Consider the following 17,278-nt stretch of genomic DNA (forward strand, 5'->3'; position numbering starts at 1 on the left):
CGTTCGTATATAACGTTTCCATTTTTATCTGCTATGCGTAAAAGATAGATAGGTTCTGTCCATATACCATGATTCACAAATACTGAATAAGCGCCTACCATATCATAAACAGAAGCGTCAAAAGTACCCAGACAAATCGAAGGTACTGCCGGCACATCACTGGTAATACCCATATTTTTTGTCAGGGTTGCAACAGCGGTCTGCCCAACCTGTTTCATCATATAGGCGGTAATATAATTCTGTGAATTGGCCAATGCCTTTTTAAGCGTGAGCGCGCCTGGTATTGGCTTATAAGCTTTGGGATACCAGGTAGTGCCATCGCCTGCGTCTATACCAACGGGCTCATTTGGGACGGTATAACATGGCGAATACCCGCCATTACCAATAGCAACAGCATAGGTAAAAGGCTTTGCTGTAGATCCCACCTGACGGGTTCCCATTTTTACCTGATCATATTTAAAATGGGTGTAATTCGTACCTCCTACCCATGCCCTGACGTAACCGGTTTGGGGTTCCATTGACATAAGGGCATTCCGAAGCATGAGTTTATAATATTTAATCGAATCGACAGGCCTCATCACCGTATCGATTTCACCTCTCCAGCTAAAAATGGTCATTTGGGTCGGTGTTCTGAAATTTTGGAGAATCTCTTCTTCGGTCTTTCCTTCAGTTTTTAGTTGCTGGTAACGGTCAGAACGGCGCATGCCCTGACTTATCAGTAATTTTGCTTCCGGGATATTAAAAGGGTCGCGGCCCTTCCATGAATTATTGAACTGAACCTGCAGTGTTTTTAGATACTCCCTCTGAGCATCTTCTGCATATTTCTGCATTCGCGAATTGATTGTTGTATAGATCTTGAGCCCATCTCTATCCAGATCATAAGGTGTGCCATCGGCTTTGTAGATCGAATTTTCTTCAAGTGTCTGCTGAATATCTTTCTTGAGTACCGCCCTGAAATAGGGTGCAGCCCCTTCGTTATGATCAGAAGGATTGAATGCCAGTTTTAAAGGGCTTTTCTTCAGAAGTTCTACCTCAGCATCACTGAGGTAATTTGCGTTATGCATGTTTTCCAGAACCGTATTTCTGCGTCTGAGGGCTCTTTCAGGATTACGGTGAGGATTATAAAGTGAAGGGCCTTTCAGCATCCCGATAAGAATCGCAGCTTGTTCAGGTTTAAGCTTATCAGGTGTAGTGCTGAAATAAGTTCTGGCCGCTGATTTAATTCCAAATGTATTGTAAGATCCAAAATCTACAGTGTTAAGATACATTGTAATAATCTCTTCCTTGGTATACTGCCTTTCCAGTTTTACAGCCACAATGAGCTCCTGTGATTTCTGAATCAGTCGCTTGGTAAAGTTTCTGGATCTTCCTTCTTTTGAGAACAGGTTTAAAGCAAGCTGCTGTGTAATCGTACTTGCGCCTTGTCGTTTTCCTGCCAGGTTATAAAAAATAACCGTAAAAGTACGTTTGAAATCAATACCCGAATGACTGTAGAAGCGGATATCTTCAGTTGCGATCAGGGCATTAATTACATTTGGGGAAATCTCATCGTAGCGAACATTAGAGCGATTTTGAACATAATAGGTGCCTAATACAATATCATCACTCGAAATAACCTCGGAAGCCTGATAACTCTTTGGATTTTCAAGCATACGAAGATCAGGTAGCCTGCCAAATAATCCCAGACCGATGCTGAAGATCAGTATAGCTCCAAATGCGATCAATCCCAGGATCCATTTCCAGAATAGGATAGTATAGCGATTTAAATCATGCTGAGTCAGCTTGGTATTCATATAAAACTTGTATTAATAGTTCTTTTTGTAATACTCAACATAAAGGTCGAGTGTTTCTTTATCAGTTATTTTTTCGAGATTCTGAGAATTAATTATGAAGGTATTGTATTTGGCTACAGGTATTTTCATAATTGCCCTCATCAGGGGGCTGATATTAGTAAAATAAGTTGTTACCGCTTCTTTTCCAGCAAACGGACCTACAAATATCAGTTGATTTTGGTTAGCAACCGATTTTAATTGATGTTTTATTGCTGATCCGGGTAAATTGGCCCGGTTAAACTGCCCGATCCCAAATCGGGATGAGCTTAAATTAACTGAAGGGTCAGAAATATTCACTACGAAATAATGCTCAGCAGAATCATCCTTTCTGAAAAGGCCGGTTTCTGACTCAGTTCCTAATATAACGGTTTGAGGTTTCTCCTTATTATCGGCAATTGGCTTATTGTCATTAGGTTCAGCGACTAAGATCGCAGGCTGCTCAATTTCAGCCTCCTGGAAAAATCTGTTATTGAAATCCATGTCACTTAACGCTACTATCCGGTCTGCCATTGCAACCCTGTTCGAATCGATGAATGCAAGATGTTGCTTAATGAGAGGAACTATTAGTTTTTCGTCGGGGAAATTACTGACTATCTCTTTAAAAGCATTTTCCAGACCCGGAAGTTTTTGAGTATGCCCAATGGCCAGCGAATTTAGGTAGGCTAATTGTGCAGGCACTTTTTGTACTCCTGAAACTTGTCTGTACTTTTCAATAGAATTAAGCATTTCTGTATAATTCTTTTTTACATATAAGTCGTAGATGTCATTGTAAAGCCGGTTGAAGGCAGCTTCCTGCTCATCCTGTTTTTGATTGAAATCCGGGTCTATAATTATTTTTGCAAATGGGGAGTCAGGAAATTTAGTAAGAAGGATATTTTTGTATTCTTCAGATCGTTTCTTGTTGGCGGTGCTGTAAAGTCTGTATAAATTATAATAAACGGCCAGTTTATTCTGATTTTCAGGGAAACGGTTTAATAATTGTTCATAGGTTTTTACGGCTTCGGCAGTATCGGCAGATATGTCCCGATAATAATTGGCAATATCATAAAGTGCAGATGCAATTTTCTGATTTGACTCGGCCTTTTGTTCAGGGCTAACAGGAACCAACAGGAGATATTCTTTTATCCGGGAATCCATATCGGGCTCCGTTTTTATTTCCTGGATCGGAAAAGGGTTTGCAGCACTGCCAGGATCCGGGAGAATCGCTGAAGGCATCTCAGATACTGTGCGCTGGCTTCGCCGCCAGTTATCTTCCAGTTTTCTTGGACCCCAGCGTTTCTTAAAATCGGCAAGACCCTGACTTAATGCCGCCGAATTATTAAAATAGAATCTCGTATCTCTGGAATTGGAAGAAGTTAGAGTTGTTGGCATAAATGCATTTCCACCAACAGGACTTCCTGAGCTGGTCTGTGCTTTTTCGATTTGTGCCTGTATCATTTTGCCAATTCTTTCTTTGCGCTCAGCATCAGGCAATTGCGCCAGCATTTGCAGGGTATCCTGCTGAGCTATTATGCTTAGACTATTTGCCAGTACCTCCAGATTATCGGCTTTCTTTTTAATCAGAAGGTAATCAGGGTAATTTTTAGGTAAGCTGATGAGTGTACTATCATAATAGGTCTTAGACATTAGAAAATCCGACTTAGTAAAGTAAATTTCGGCAAGCTCCAGATAGGCCAGTCCTTTCAGGTTTAAATTTTTTGTGCTTTTCGATACAGCCAGATTATAATTTTCAATTGCTTTTTCAAAATTATTGGCCTGGGCATAACTATTGGCTATCTGAAAATAGACCTGGTCAAGAAGTTCCCTGTTTTTGTCATCCTTAAGAAGAGCCATGATCTCTCTGGTTCTTCCTGAAGTATCTCCACTGAGTTCGGTTTTAAGATTAATACGACTAAGGTTCGCATTAAATGCCATATCGAAAGGGGCATTGCTTTTAATTACTTTCGTATAATTCGATAATGCGTTCTGTGCCTGGCCGGTAATTTCATACAACTGAGCAGTGAGATAGGTCCAGCGGATCTTCTTCTGTTTATTTTTGACCGTTTTCAGGGCCTTTTCGAGCAGGTTTATTGCTTCTTCATCCTGCTTTGCATAAATGTAAAGCTGAGCACGTGTTGCATAAATATCAGCAACAGATTTTTTTTCTGATAATATATTGCTGATGGCTGTATCAAGAGTGCTTTCAGCTTCCTCCAGACGATCGGATGCAATCAGAGACCTTGCTTTCCATGCCAGTGCCGCCTGTCTTATCTCTTTCCCTTCGGGATAATTATTATATACGTAGTTAAAAAATTCAACTGCATTGAAGAAATTAGACTTCAGATGGTTTGCCTTAGCGATTAGAAAATAAGCATCATCAACATACTTACTCAGGGACTTTTCATTGGCAATGGTGTTTGCCTTTAATATTGCATCATCCAGTTTTTTTAACTCTGATTGTGAAAGACTCTCATTGGGCTCTTTATAGACAGAAATTACCCGGTCATAATTATCAGCATAATTTAACTGAATGTTTTTTTCACTTAGATTGATCAGTTCTTTTGCATTATAAAGTATATTATAATGTGCTGTTAAATTCTGCATACCCCGGCTGGCCACAGTTTCTTTCTGTGAGCTGCATGAAAGCAGGCAAAAGCAAAAAAAGCAGCTTAGGAATATAAAACGAAATGCAATCAGAATATTTGAATTCAATTTAATCTTGCTTGAAATATATAACAGAATCTTTGCAAAGATATTTTATCGTAACGGATTTGTCCTGATAAATATAAACTCTTTCTGTCATAAAACTCTTTCAATCGGGGGGACTAACTATTTTCTGCTTTGATTTATTTCGCTGAATGCAGCTTATATTTTGATAATTTTGCAATACAAAATCGAGTTAATGGAGCAGAAGGAAGAGAATCACAAGAATAATGACAAGACTGATGGTATTGAAGCTGAAAAGCAGGCTCTGAACAGTTATGTAAAATATACAGGTGTGGCTTTTCAAATGATGGCTATTATCGGACTATCGGCATTTATTGGTTATAAGACCGATCAGTATTATGAACATAAGACGCAATGGGTAACGGCAATTGCCTGTGTTTTGGGTGTCTTTTTATCAATTTATCAGACCATCAGACAGTTAAAGCCATGAGTATTTATCGTTTTTTCATTTATTTTATTCTGTTCACAATTTTCCTGGCCATAGCCCCCCTGGTATTTCAATTCTTTTATCCGGAAATGAAGTTCCTGATTCCAAAATTTTGGGCCCTGTTCTGGATATTTGAAGTTTTAACCCTAAGTATCTATCTCCTGGCTACCTGGAGGATGAGAATCAGTGATAAGGCATCCGGTCAGGCATTGCTCGGCAGTGTTACCATAAAGTTGCTTTTTTGCATGATAATAGCCTTTGTTTACATCAATGCAAACCCGGTTGATCCCTTTAAATTTATCATCAATTTTTTTTATCTATATTTCTTTCATACAGTGTTTGAAATATATTGTTTGTTATGTAACTTGCGCAACCAAAAATTTAAGTAAATTCCTTATAATAAATGGATTTGAGCCATATTTTCAATTCAAAAAAATTCTTCAGCATAGCTATTTGTGCAGTTTTATTTTCGTTTTTGAGTTTTTCCGCTTTTTCTCAGGAGCATGCATCATCAGATACCACACATGCTTCTGCATCAGAGGCACATGATACTAAACCAGAAAAGGAGGAGGATATATCCAAGGTAATTCTTCATCACATCGCGGATTCGCATGAGTGGCACTTTTTTGGTCATGTAGCGCTTCCTTTGCCGGTTATTTTGTGGACTGATAACGGACTGGTTAGTTTTCTTTCTAATAAGTTCGGACATAATGATCATGGTACTGAATTGCTGGATGTAAATGGCACCAAACTGGTTTATTATCACGGAAAATATTATTATCCTGAATCTGTAAAAAGTGCTGATGGAACTTACATCGCATACAACAACAAAGGGGAGATCATGAATACCAAGCCTCTTGATATTTCAATTACCAAGAATGTGGTTTCTTTGTTAATTTCAGTTACAATTTTGCTTATCGTGTTCATCGGGATTGCCAATGCTTACAAGAAACGTGAAGGTAAAGCTCCGAAAGGTTTGCAGTCTATTCTTGAGCCAATCATCATCTTTGTTCGCGACGATATTGCCAAGCCGCAGTTAGGTCATAAATACAGAGGTTTTATGCCCTATTTATTAACGGTATTTTTCTTTGTTTGGTTGAATAACCTGATGGGATTGATTCCTTTTTTCCCGGGAGGTGCAAACTTAACTGGAAATATTGCAGTGACTATGATGTTAGCACTCTGTACCTTTATTTTAACAACTGTAAATGGTAACAAGAATTACTGGGGTCACGTATTTACCCCTCATGTTCCATGGTGGTTATATCCATTAATGATCCCGGTTGAGATCATTGGTTTGTTTACCAAGCCTATCGCCCTTATGATTCGTTTATTTGCAAACATTACTGCTGGCCACATTCTTATTTTAAGTTTGATCTCTCTGATCTTTATCTTAAAGTCGGTTCTTGTTGCAGGTATTGCAGTTCCGTTTGTTCTGTTTATCAGTGTGATCGAGTTAGTGGTAGGTTTTATTCAGGCATTTATTTTCACAATTCTGTCGGCCTTATTTATAGGGATGGCGGTTGAAGAGAAACATGCTGAGCATTAATATGAATTTATTTTTTGTTTAATATATATTTAAAAATCAGATTATGATCGTAGGAAGTATCGCTGGTATTGGTGCAGGATTAGCTGCTATCGGAGCAGGCATTGGTATCGGGAACATTGGTGGAAAAGCCATGGAAGGTATGGCTCGTCAGCCAGAAGCAGCATCTAAAATTCAAACAGCAATGTTAATCGCAGCAGCATTCGTTGAAGCGGTAGCACTGTTTGCTGTGGTTGTTGCGTTCTTAGGAACAGGACAAGTAAACTAAAAAAATAAGGCTTGTGCGATTGGCACCGGCCTTATTTTATTGTTTTGATTGATTTATTAAATAATATAACAAAATGACATTACTGGCATTAAATCCATTAGTTTCTCCGGATCCGGGTTTATTTATCTGGTCAACAGTAGCTTTTTTAATACTGTTCTTCCTTTTAAGCAAGTTTGCATGGAAGCCGATTGTAAAGGCACTTGATGAGCGTGAGCGTTCAATTGAGGATGCTTTATCGAAAGCTGAAATGGCGAAAGCTGAAATGGCTAAGCTTATCAGCGAAAATGAGGATCTTTTAAAAGAAGCCCGTTTAGAGAGAGACAACATTCTTAAAGAGGCCAAAGAAATTAAAGATCAGATCATTAATGATGCAAAAGATCAGGCTAAGACTGAAGGAACCAAATTGATCGAAAAGGCAAAAGACGAGATCACGAACCAAAAGCTTGCTGCTATGGCAGAGATCAAGAATCAGGTTTCAAGCTTGTCATTAGCTATTGCTGAGAAAGTATTACGTAAGCAACTGGAAGATCAGGATAAACAACAGGCTCTTGTGAATGACCTGTTGAAAGAAGTAAAACTTAATTGAGTTGACAATTGATAGTTGAGAATTGACAGTTTGAAAAACTCTGTAACTAACAACTAACAACCAACAACTAACAACCACTATGTCAGAAATACAAGTTGCATCGCGTTACGCAAAATCTATCATTGACCTGGCTGTTGAGCAGAATGCTCTTGAACTGGTTAAGAAGGATATTGAATTGTTTCTCGGAACATGCAGAGAAAATCCTGCTTTACAGGCAATTCTAAAGAATCCGATTATAAGCCTTGACAAAAAGGCAAATATTCTGGATGGCTTATTTGGTGATAAGTTGCATAAAATGATTCTTTCTTTTTTCCATATTGTGATCAGGAAGGGTCGTTCAGAAATTTTATATGCAACTGCCAAGGAATTTATCAGTCAGTACAACATTATTAAAAATGTGGTAAAGGCCACTGTAACCTCGGCTTCTCCATTGAGTAAAGAAAATATTGCTCAGATAGAAGATGTGGTAAAGCAGGCAACAAAGGGTGAGGTTATCCTTTCGGCTCAGGTTGATCCTGATCTGATTGGAGGGTTTATTCTGAAAGTTGGCGATAAGCAGTTTGATACCAGTTTATCCAGCAAGCTGAATAAACTGAAAAAGGAATTTGAAAATAACTAATTAACCCCAAATCCTTAACAGGGCTTTTGATTGCTTCCTAATAGGGGTAGGGGGCGTAAGATTTACAATATAAAACTCAAAAAATACTACTATGGTAGAGGTAAGACCAGATGAAGTTTCGGCGATTTTAAGACAACAACTGTCAGGCTTTAAGTCGGAGGCTGAACTCGAAGAGGTTGGCACCGTGTTACAGGTGGGTGATGGTATCGCACGTGTATACGGTTTAACTAAGGTTCAATCAGGAGAGCTGGTTGAATTTGATAGCGGTTTACAGGGTATCGTATTAAACCTTGAAGAAGATAACGTGGGTGTCGTATTGCTGGGTGCTTTTGATGAGATCAAAGAAGGCGCTACAGTAAAACGTACCAATAAAATTGCTTCCATCAAAGTTGGTGAAGGAATGCTTGGCCGTGTTGTTAATACACTTGGTCAGCCAATTGATGGTAAAGGGCCAATTCTGGGCGAAACGTATGAGATGCCTTTGGAGCGTAAAGCACCGGGTGTAATCTATCGTCAGCCGGTTACTGAGCCATTGCAAACTGGTATCAAAGCAATTGATGCGATGATTCCAATTGGCCGCGGACAGCGTGAACTTGTGATTGGTGATCGTCAAACTGGAAAAACTGCGGTTTGTATTGATACTATCATCAACCAAAAAGAATTTTATGAAGCAGGTAAGCCTGTATTCTGTATATATGTGGCAATCGGTCAGAAAAACTCTACAGTAGCCCAGATTTTAAAAGTATTGGAAGAAAATGGTGCATTGCCATATACTGTGATCGTTGCGGCTTCTGCTGCTGATCCTGCTCCAATGCAGTTCTACGCTCCTTTCGCCGGTGCTGCAATTGGTGAGTTCTTCCGTGATACCGGCAGACCGGCATTGATCGTTTATGATGATCTTTCAAAGCAGGCTGTTTCTTATCGTGAGGTTTCTCTTTTATTACGTCGTCCTCCGGGCCGTGAGGCTTATCCTGGAGACGTATTCTACCTGCACAGCCGTTTACTGGAGCGTGCAGCAAAGATCAACCAGAACGACTCAATTGCACAGTCAATGAATGATCTTCCTGAATCAATTAAGCATATCGTTAAAGGAGGAGGTTCCCTAACTGCTTTGCCGATCATTGAAACTCAGGCAGGTGACGTTTCTGCATATATTCCAACGAACGTGATCTCGATCACCGATGGTCAGATCTTCCTGGAGTCTAACTTATTCAATGCAGGTGTTCGTCCGGCTATTAACGTAGGTATTTCGGTATCACGTGTAGGTGGTAATGCGCAGATCAAATCGATGAAGAAAGTTGCAGGTACCCTGAAACTTGACCAGGCTCAGTACCGTGAATTGGAGGCGTTCTCGAAATTTGGTTCTGACCTTGACGCGGCTACTAAATCCGTATTGGATAAAGGTGCGCGTAACGTGGAATTGTTAAAGCAGGCACAGTTCTCTCCTGAGACAGTTGAAAAGCAGGTTGCAATTCTTTACATAGGTACCAAGAACCTGATGAGAAATGTTCCGGTTAATAAGGTGAAAGCTTTCGAAGCGGAATTCATTCAACAATTGGAACAACGTCATCCTGAAGCTTTACAGGGTTTGAAAGCCGGTAAACTTGATGATGCTATTACAGGTGCTCTGGAAACAGTAGCGAAAGAGCTAAGTGATAAATATTAATAAGATATGAGATTTGAGATTGGGCATGTGTCTAATATCTCAAATCTCAAATCTCGCATCTAATAAAAATGGCTAATTTAAAAGAAGTAAGAAATCGTATAGCATCTGTCAGCTCAACTCAGCAGATCACCAAGGCCATGAAAATGGTTTCTGCAGCAAAGTTGAAACGGGCAACCAGTGCGATTATTCAGCTGCGTCCTTATGCAAATAAGATGAAAGACATTCTGTCGAATCTTTCTGCAAGTATGGACGGTTCCAATTCTCCATATACTCAGGAGCGTGAGCCGAATAAAGTATTGATTATCAGTATTTCATCTAATCGTGGTCTTGCAGGAGCATTCAATATGAATGTGATCAAGACAACCAATAATCTGATTTCAGAAAAATATTCAGAACAACTACGTAAAGGCAATGTTCACATTGTTGCTATCGGTAAAAAAGTTCAGGATTTTTATGAGAAACGAAAATTTACAGTCATTGGTAATAACAATGAATTATTCAGTGATCTGAGTTTCGAAAATACTTCTAAGATTACTGAATCTATAATGGCTGCTTTTGCTAAAGGTGATTACGACAGGGTTGAACTGGTGTATAACCAATTCAGAAATGCTGCTGTTCAGATCCTTACCACTGAGCAATTATTACCTGTACCTAAATCGGATAACCTTACTGCGAAAACAACACAGGTTGATTATATACTTGAACCTTCACAGGAGGAGATCGTTGAACAACTGATCCCTAAGTCAATCAAGACTCAGGTTTATAAAGCCGTTCTTGATTCACATGCTTCCGAGCATGGTGCACGTATGACTGCAATGGATAAGGCAACAGAGAATGCGGGCGACTTGTTGAAAGCTTTAAAACTTTCTTATAACCAGGCCAGACAAGCTGCTATTACAACTGAGTTGACAGAGATCGTAAGTGGTGCAGCTGCTTTATCGAACGGCTAACATTTAGCAGATTCAGTTTTGAACTGTAAAATAGATTTGTAAATTTATACTTTCTCAATAAAAGGAAATGGAAGACACATCAAACAACAATAACTCTACCACTGAAGCTAACGATCCTTCACATTATACTACTATTACTGTTGGTATAGTAATTGGTCTTATCGGTATATTTTTACGTTTTACCGGTACATGGCCTATGATCGACATTGTGTCGAACATTATTTGGGTTGTTGGAATTATTATCTGCTTAAGATCAGTTTTGAAAATATTAAAATAAACTTGTTTTAAGGTGAAGGGCTCATATCCTAGCGGTTATGGGCCTTTTTTTATTTTGCGGCAATCAGACTTTTAAGTTTAGAATCTGTTTTCAGTTTTCTTAAAGCCGCTTCATAAGCTAACCAGTATATCTCTTCCGTTTTTCTCACATCAAATACACTGGTTGCCCCCATACCATGGGGCTCTATTATTACATCGCAGTATTCTGCTTTAAGAGCCATATCTGAATTGATCGACATGATAATAGACCGTTCTACGAGCCTGCGGTAGCTTTCAATTCTGTCTGTTTCAGGAAGATGATTACAGGATGAACCGATAATAAAATCGCATTCTGATCGTATTGGCTCAACCGGGAAATTATTTAAAATGCCACCATCTATATAAATTTTTCCGCCTATATGGATTGGTTTAAAAAAGACAGGTATAGCACTTGAAGCTAATATGGGATTGATTAATTCACCGGAACGGAAATAGGCTACTTTACATTCATTGAAATTTGTAGCAGTAATTACTGTAGGAATTTTCAGGCCTTCGAATGAATCGTGTGGAAGATATTCCAGTAACAGAGTCCTGATTTTATCCAGTGACATCAGTCCTTTAGCCCCGAAAGCAGGTCTGATGTATTTATAAAGGTGGGTCTTCATAAAGACCTTGAGGATTTCGGCAGGTTCAATGCCCTGAGCGAAGAGTGCGCCAACAATGGAGCCTGCACTGGTTCCGCTGATTCTGTCAAACTTAATTCCTGCTTCTGTAAGAGCCTGGAGGACACCTAAATGTGCCACACCGCGTATTCCACCTCCCGAAAGCACCAGACCTATTTTCATTTGCTTATGCCATTAATCTCTCGGTTTGTATTTAGATCCGGCAAGAATTTTTTGCGCATCTTTCTCAAGCATTAGATCCTGAAGGCTAATGTCCGGATTCTTTTCCATGTATTGTCTGACGATTTGCCAACCGGTCCATACCCCGAGTTTTGGAGCAGAGGAGGAGTTCTCACCAATCCCGGGGGTGAATGGCGCTTCAGCCAGGTATTTCTGAATTTTCAGATAATCACTTTCAAACAAAAGTTCGTTTTCGAGAAGATATGCCCAAATTCCTGCTTCAGAATCCTTACACCATTGTAGCTGTTCTGTGGTATAGCCTATTTTCAGAGTGTCAGGAGTATCTCCTAAAACTGCGTCCATGAAATATAGAATTTTGCCATTGTAGATCATTTTTGAGACCAGATTTCGATCCGCATCATTCTCTGGGAACATCTCTTCACGAATAAAGGCCTCAATTACCCTCGGGCTAATATTCTCCGGACTGAATCTTCTGGAAATGTATTGAGGAATACTCTGTCTTAATGCCGGATAGAACCGGTCGCCATTCTTTCCCAGAAACATGTCGAGACCAATTCCGATATAATCATTACCAATCGGTGTTTGTACTGCAAATCCTGAAATAAAGCTGATGAGACGGGGAAATTTCTGTTTTGGGTAATAGTACCGGATATATCTGAAGGCCTGATCCAGTTCGAGTTGCTGCTTATCCAAATCAGGAAATGTTTTATCTACTGTTGACCGGAGTTCCAGGTAATCCTTATTGCGAAGTATAGTACGGAGATTGCTGTAATAAGTCGTGTCAGTGGTATTTCCTGCGCTGATCATCTTTTCCATATAATCATCGTAGAACCATGTATATTTTTTTCTGAGATCGGGAACTTTTACTTCAATGGAATCAGGATTTACACCATTGAGTTCCTGATCAAACCGCTCAATAGGAATACTGATTTTGATCTTGCTGATATCCGGTGACTTTTTGTTATTGCAGGAAAGAGCTGTAAGGCATGTAAAAAAAAACAGGTAAATTTGGAAGTGTCTCATGGATACATATTATCTGCTAAATTATAAAAATGCTCATGAAATATTTACTGTCCTGCTTCTTAAACAGACCGGAAAAAATTCATAGCTTTTCATATTAACGAATTACAGGATGAAGATTGCGCTAGCTCAGCTAAATTACATTATTGGCGACTTTGAACATAATACACAAAAAATAATAAAGACTATTCAGGATGCGCGTGAAAAGGGTGCTGATCTGGTAGTTTTCGCAGAGTTGTCTGTATGTGGCTATTCACCAAGGGATTTTCTTGAATTTTCTGAGTTTATAGAACTATCTGAGCATTCAGCAAGGAAAATAGCAGCTGCCTGTACGGATATAGCCTGTATTCTCGGTCTCCCAACGCCAAATCCTAAGATCGAAGGGAAGGATCTTTACAATTCGGCATGGTTCATAGAAAATACAGAGGTTAAGGCAATTGTGAATAAGGCCTTATTGCCAAATTATGATGTTTTTGATGAATATCGTTATTTCGAACCTTCGGTAGATTTCGGCTGTGTAGATTTTATGGGGCATAAAATTGCTTTAACAATCTGTGAGGATCTGTGGAATATCAATGATAATCCAATGTACACAATTTGCCCCATGGATGAACTGATCAAGGAGAAGCCTGATCTGATGATAAATATTGCCGCTTCTCCTTTTGCGTATAATCATGATGAAGAAAGGGTACGGATCCTAGGGGATAATTGCCGGAAATACAAACTGCCACTGTTCTATGTAAATCAGGTTGGAGCACAGACTGAAATTATTTTCGATGGTGGTTCATTGGTTTTTGATGATTCCGGGATGCTTCTGGATGAAATGGCTTATTTCTCAGAAGACCTGAAGATATATGAGTTTGAAGACCGGAAAGTGAAAGGCTTTAAGCCCAGAGTTCATGATGCCCAGAACGATATTCATCAGGTTCATGATGCACTGATACTCGGAATTAAGGATTATTTCCAGAAATCAGGTTTCAGCAAAGCAATATTGGGACTTTCAGGTGGAATAGATTCGGCACTGGTATGTGCTCTGGCTGCAGAAGCTCTTGGCCCTGAAAATGTGATGGCAGTGCTAATGCCATCAGAGTTTTCTACCGGCCATTCTGTACAGGATGCATTGGATCTGGTTAAGAACCTGGGGTGTAAACATGAAATTATACCGATCCGGGAAGCAGCTTCAGCATTCGAAAACATGATGAAGCCAGTATTTAAAGACCTGCCTTTTAATGTTGCAGAAGAGAATATACAGGCAAGGAGCAGGGCAATTATTGTAATGGCGATGTCGAATAAGTTTGGCTATATTTTACTAAATACTTCCAATAAAAGTGAGTGTGCCGTAGGCTATGGCACGCTATACGGAGATATGGCAGGAGCTATTGCGGTACTTGGCGATGTTTATAAAACACAAGTATATAAATTGTCAAATTATATTAACCGTGAAAGGGAGATAATCCCGATAAATAGTATTACAAAACCACCCTCAGCCGAACTGCGCCCCGGACAAAAAGATTCAGATTCACTTCCTGAATATGATATTCTGGATGCAATATTATTTCAATACATCGAACTTAAGAAGAGCTCCGCAGCAATAATTGAACAGGGATTTGATGAAATCCTGGTAAAGAAAGTACTCCGGATGGTTAATGTTGCCGAATTTAAAAGAAACCAGGCTCCACCAATTTTACGGGTTTCCCCTAAAGCTTTTGGGATGGGCAGGAGGTTGCCGATTGTGGGGAAATACCTTAGTTAGTTGAGGCCCGATGGTTATCGGGTTGAGAGTTGAGAATCAATTGGGAATCATTCTAGTGACCCTGAAGGGGTCTTATGTGAATTTTAAATACATTCGACCCCTTCAGGGTCGGGAAACGAGAATTTATAACGTTTCTATAAATATACGACCCCTTTGGGGTCGAAGTACAAAAGCTTTAACCGGACACTATTGGTGGATAATTGAGAGTTGAAAGTGTCAATACTCCAGACCAAATAAAAAAACCTCCGAAAGGAGGTTTTTTTATTTGTAAAAACGGGGCTTACCCTGTATTAATTATTAGGTTTCACTTTTATACTATCGCCATCTATTTTAATCTTGCCATCCTCATCTTTCAACTTCATTTCCTCACCGTCAATTTTGATCTTAGTACCATCTTCGTATTTGATTTTGATCTTATCACCATCACGCTTAACTTTTGTTTCATCAAGCATCCATTTGCCATCTGCTTGCATAAGCGCATGATTCACAACCAAACCCGTTTGAAATAAAGTATCACCTGCATTATTGGTATAGAATTCTACAGGAACTCTTTCGATACTATCTATAGCCCAGCCTGTTTGCGGATCCACAATGATATAAACAGTCTTTCCGGTACTCAGATTTGTATAATTACCTGGTACGACTCTGGCTTCAGCCTCAGTATACTCAGACTCATTAGACATTGTGGTATCACCAGCCATGTCATTCTTCTTATCGCTGTTACAGCCTATAAATGCTGAACTTATTATAACAGCAAATAGAATTGATTTAATATTTTTCATTTTATTTTTTTTAAGCTTAATGCTGAGAAAGTTTTAAAGTGAGGAACTTAATTTTTTTGTTTTGTGACAACTCCGTCTTCAATTTTTGTTTTTGAATCGCCGTCTTTGATCTTTACATCGCCGTCTTCATCAATTTTCTTTTTGTAGTCACCATCTTTGATCTTTATATCACCATCGCCTTCAACTTTGATCTTGTAATCACCATCTTTAATTTTATAGTCATCACCATCAACCTTTTTCTTGTAATCGTCATATTTGATCTTTATTTCTTCATCATCAACTTTAACCTTGGTTTCATCCACATCATAGTAGCCTGATTCCGAAGCAATGAGTTTATCGTTTACAACGATACCGGTAGTGAAGATGGTGTCCTTGTTGTTATTGACGTAGAGATAAACCGGTTTTTTGGTTTCACTATTGATGGCATAGCCAGTTTCCGGATCGGCAATGACCATAATGGAATCGCCAGTATTGAGATCTACATAAGTTCCGGGTTCAACTTTGCCTCCATTGTTGCAGGATGCGAGAGCCAGCAAGGATACTGCGCTCATTAATTTAATAGTAGTTTTCATAGTCATTTTTGGTTAATAATGGGTTAATAATCAATCTGATAAAAGCTTTAAAAAAATAAAACCTGGTAATTAAGAATTCAGACTGAAGTTTGAGAATGGAAAATTTAATATTTCCCATTCTCTATTCCCATTATTAAAAATGCCTATATCATCGTTGCACGTACACGTTCAAGCAGGGCTTTGGTTTTAAGGATACCTTCATATTCTCCCAATTGCTCCCCTTCGTATTCAATCCCCACATAGCCTTTAAATCCTGAATCCTTAACAATTTTAAGCATCCTATTATAATCGGTTTCGATGCAATTACCTTGTGCATCAAAGTCCATAGATTTTGCACTTACTGCTTTGGCATAAGCCATCATTTCATAAGTGCCCTTATATTTATCATATTCTTCAATGCATTTATTCTTACTATCACGAGTAAGGCAAAAGTTATTAAAGTCTGGTAGGGTACCTACATTTTTCATGCCAACATTCTTCATTACGGTCGAAAGCCAGTAACCATTAGAGCTATATCCTCCATGGTTTTCAACGATGACATTGATATTCTCTTTTACAGCATACTCACCTAATAGTCCGAGACCCTCTATAGCTGCCTTCTGTACATCCTCTGCGCTCCCTACCCCATAAGCATTCACCCGGATTGAGCTGCAGCCCAGATATTTGGCAGCTTCTACCCACTTTTTATGATTATCTACAGCCTGTGTGCGTTTTGTGGTATCAAGTTCTCCTAAATTGCCTTCTCCATCACACATGATCAGATGATTCTTTACACCATTATCAGAGCAGCGCTTCAGTAATTCGTTCAGGTATGCGGTGTCCTTCGCTTTATCTTTGAAAAAGGTATTAACATATTCCACAGCACTGATACCAAATTCTTTTTTGGTTATCACCGGAAAATCCAGATTGTCTATTTTTTTGCTGCGAAGTGTTCTGTGCAAAGACCACTGAGCAAGAGAGATCTCGAAAAATGAGTTTTTTATATCTGCCGCGTTTGAATGATTACGCGGGTTCATTTTCCCTGAACATGAATAAAATGCAGAGGGCAAAATTGCAATTCCTGCAAGGCCCGTGACCTGTTGTATAAATTTACGGCGGTTGTTAGACATGTGTCCTTTTCTTTAATTGGTGAATTTTGAATTTACAATAAATAAAATTATAGTGAAAATTTAAGGGGTATAATATTTTATGGTCAATAGTCGAAATCGTGTTTTAAATGCCTGAATTAATCATTTATCATAGAACCGTCAGATGCTTGTAACAAAGCTGCAAATTGAATGTTTTGCCCTTCAAAATGCGTTCCTTTGTATAGTGAATTAATGAATTATAAAGGTTCTGTGATCCTTATATAAAGCGCGAACCTGAATAAGATCTGGTTTTTAGTTTAGTTTTAGTTTAGTGAGATCCGTTCTGAAAAGGACGGATCTTTCTTT

The 17,278-nt window shown here is 39.0% G+C and carries 16 protein-coding genes; 9 read left to right on the forward strand and 7 right to left on the reverse strand.

The window, feature by feature from the left end; all coding sequences use genetic code 11:
* Both VGE44_RS15435 and VGE44_RS15440 read right to left on the reverse strand, forming a co-directional pair.
* Positions 1 to 1,793, reverse strand: a 1,793-nt coding sequence (locus VGE44_RS15435; RefSeq protein WP_331080775.1) for a transglycosylase domain-containing protein, incomplete at its 3' end; no start/stop codon positions are given.
* A gap of 12 nt (positions 1,794 to 1,805) precedes the next feature.
* Positions 1,806 to 4,415, reverse strand: coding sequence for a tetratricopeptide repeat protein (locus tag VGE44_RS15440; RefSeq protein ID WP_331080777.1), 2,610 nt, complete (start codon positions 4,413 to 4,415; stop codon positions 1,806 to 1,808).
* Positions 4,416 to 4,713: 298 nt separating this feature from the next.
* Here VGE44_RS15440 and VGE44_RS15445 point away from each other — a divergent pair, with 298 nt between their 5' ends.
* From VGE44_RS15445 to VGE44_RS15480, 8 genes are all read left to right on the forward strand, one after another.
* The gene (locus tag VGE44_RS15445) at positions 4,714 to 4,968 is read left to right on the forward strand and encodes an AtpZ/AtpI family protein (RefSeq protein WP_331080779.1); all 255 of its coding nucleotides are present in this window, start codon (positions 4,714 to 4,716) and stop codon (positions 4,966 to 4,968) included.
* Between the two features lie 472 nt (positions 4,969 to 5,440).
* The gene (atpB, locus tag VGE44_RS15450) at positions 5,441 to 6,514 is read left to right on the forward strand and encodes a F0F1 ATP synthase subunit A (RefSeq protein ID WP_331080781.1); all 1,074 of its coding nucleotides are present in this window, start codon (positions 5,441 to 5,443) and stop codon (positions 6,512 to 6,514) included.
* A gap of 46 nt (positions 6,515 to 6,560) precedes the next feature.
* Positions 6,561 to 6,779 carry an ATP synthase F0 subunit C gene (gene atpE / locus VGE44_RS15455; protein WP_090705041.1) on the forward strand — a complete coding sequence of 73 codons (219 nt, stop codon included), beginning with the start codon at positions 6,561 to 6,563 and terminating at the stop codon, positions 6,777 to 6,779.
* Positions 6,780 to 6,852: 73 nt separating this feature from the next.
* Positions 6,853 to 7,365: a F0F1 ATP synthase subunit B gene (locus tag VGE44_RS15460; RefSeq protein ID WP_305363446.1), complete on the forward strand. Its 513-nt coding sequence runs from the start codon at positions 6,853 to 6,855 to the stop codon at positions 7,363 to 7,365.
* A 79-nt stretch (positions 7,366 to 7,444) separates the two neighbouring features.
* Complete coding sequence (gene atpH / locus VGE44_RS15465; RefSeq protein WP_331080787.1) at positions 7,445 to 7,984, forward strand: ATP synthase F1 subunit delta; 540 nt, start codon at positions 7,445 to 7,447, stop codon at positions 7,982 to 7,984.
* 91 nt (positions 7,985 to 8,075) lie between these two features.
* Positions 8,076 to 9,650, forward strand: a complete 1,575-nt coding sequence (gene atpA / locus VGE44_RS15470; protein ID WP_324486757.1) for a F0F1 ATP synthase subunit alpha — start codon at positions 8,076 to 8,078, stop codon at positions 9,648 to 9,650.
* Between the two features lie 68 nt (positions 9,651 to 9,718).
* Positions 9,719 to 10,600: an ATP synthase F1 subunit gamma gene (atpG, locus tag VGE44_RS15475; RefSeq protein WP_331080790.1), complete on the forward strand. Its 882-nt coding sequence runs from the start codon at positions 9,719 to 9,721 to the stop codon at positions 10,598 to 10,600.
* Positions 10,601 to 10,667: 67 nt separating this feature from the next.
* On the forward strand, positions 10,668 to 10,877 hold the full coding sequence (locus VGE44_RS15480; protein ID WP_331080792.1) for a hypothetical protein: 210 nt from the start codon (positions 10,668 to 10,670) through the stop codon (positions 10,875 to 10,877).
* Positions 10,878 to 10,926: 49 nt separating this feature from the next.
* On the opposite strand, the gene VGE44_RS15485 is transcribed toward VGE44_RS15480, so the two are convergent.
* Positions 10,927 to 11,700 carry a patatin-like phospholipase family protein gene (locus tag VGE44_RS15485; RefSeq protein WP_331080794.1) on the reverse strand — a complete coding sequence of 258 codons (774 nt, stop codon included), beginning with the start codon at positions 11,698 to 11,700 and terminating at the stop codon, positions 10,927 to 10,929.
* 12 nt (positions 11,701 to 11,712) lie between these two features.
* Positions 11,713 to 12,741: a gliding motility lipoprotein GldB gene (gene gldB, locus VGE44_RS15490; RefSeq protein WP_331080796.1), complete on the reverse strand. Its 1,029-nt coding sequence runs from the start codon at positions 12,739 to 12,741 to the stop codon at positions 11,713 to 11,715.
* A 109-nt stretch (positions 12,742 to 12,850) separates the two neighbouring features.
* Between gldB and VGE44_RS15495 the strand changes: the two genes are divergently transcribed.
* Complete coding sequence (locus tag VGE44_RS15495) at positions 12,851 to 14,491, forward strand: NAD+ synthase (RefSeq protein WP_331080799.1); 1,641 nt, start codon at positions 12,851 to 12,853, stop codon at positions 14,489 to 14,491.
* 290 nt (positions 14,492 to 14,781) lie between these two features.
* On the opposite strand, the gene VGE44_RS15500 is transcribed toward VGE44_RS15495, so the two are convergent.
* From VGE44_RS15500 to VGE44_RS15510, 3 genes are all read right to left on the reverse strand, one after another.
* Complete coding sequence (locus VGE44_RS15500; protein ID WP_331080801.1) at positions 14,782 to 15,273, reverse strand: hypothetical protein; 492 nt, start codon at positions 15,271 to 15,273, stop codon at positions 14,782 to 14,784.
* A gap of 47 nt (positions 15,274 to 15,320) precedes the next feature.
* Positions 15,321 to 15,845, reverse strand: a complete 525-nt coding sequence (locus VGE44_RS15505; protein ID WP_331080803.1) for a hypothetical protein — start codon at positions 15,843 to 15,845, stop codon at positions 15,321 to 15,323.
* A gap of 143 nt (positions 15,846 to 15,988) precedes the next feature.
* Entirely contained in the window at positions 15,989 to 16,954 is a 966-nt protein-coding gene (locus VGE44_RS15510) for a sugar phosphate isomerase/epimerase family protein (protein WP_305363456.1), read from the reverse strand.
* Positions 16,955 to 17,278: the final 324 nt, after the last annotated feature.

Origin of the sequence: Daejeonella sp. (genome assembly GCF_036405355.1) — a bacterium.
Lineage (GTDB): Bacteria > Bacteroidota > Bacteroidia > Sphingobacteriales > Sphingobacteriaceae > Daejeonella.

Bases quoted from the DNA above. Each gene is read 5' to 3' on its own strand.
- VGE44_RS15495 (WP_331080799.1), top strand. From the start codon at position 12,851: ATGAAGATTGCGCTAGCTCAGCTAAATTACATTATTGGCGACTTTGAA.
- atpA (WP_324486757.1), top strand. From the start codon at position 8,076: ATGGTAGAGGTAAGACCAGATGAAGTTTCGGCGATTTTAAGACAACAA.
- VGE44_RS15510 (WP_305363456.1), bottom strand. From the start codon at position 16,954: ATGTCTAACAACCGCCGTAAATTTATACAACAGGTCACGGGCCTTGCA.
- VGE44_RS15500 (WP_331080801.1), bottom strand. From the start codon at position 15,273: ATGAAAAATATTAAATCAATTCTATTTGCTGTTATAATAAGTTCAGCA.
- VGE44_RS15460 (WP_305363446.1), top strand. From the start codon at position 6,853: ATGACATTACTGGCATTAAATCCATTAGTTTCTCCGGATCCGGGTTTA.
- VGE44_RS15480 (WP_331080792.1), top strand. From the start codon at position 10,668: ATGGAAGACACATCAAACAACAATAACTCTACCACTGAAGCTAACGAT.
- VGE44_RS15445 (WP_331080779.1), top strand. From the start codon at position 4,714: ATGGAGCAGAAGGAAGAGAATCACAAGAATAATGACAAGACTGATGGT.
- atpH (WP_331080787.1), top strand. From the start codon at position 7,445: ATGTCAGAAATACAAGTTGCATCGCGTTACGCAAAATCTATCATTGAC.
- VGE44_RS15485 (WP_331080794.1), bottom strand. From the start codon at position 11,700: ATGAAAATAGGTCTGGTGCTTTCGGGAGGTGGAATACGCGGTGTGGCA.
- VGE44_RS15505 (WP_331080803.1), bottom strand. From the start codon at position 15,845: ATGAAAACTACTATTAAATTAATGAGCGCAGTATCCTTGCTGGCTCTC.
- gldB (WP_331080796.1), bottom strand. From the start codon at position 12,741: ATGAGACACTTCCAAATTTACCTGTTTTTTTTTACATGCCTTACAGCT.
- atpG (WP_331080790.1), top strand. From the start codon at position 9,719: ATGGCTAATTTAAAAGAAGTAAGAAATCGTATAGCATCTGTCAGCTCA.
- VGE44_RS15440 (WP_331080777.1), bottom strand. From the start codon at position 4,415: ATGCAGAATTTAACAGCACATTATAATATACTTTATAATGCAAAAGAA.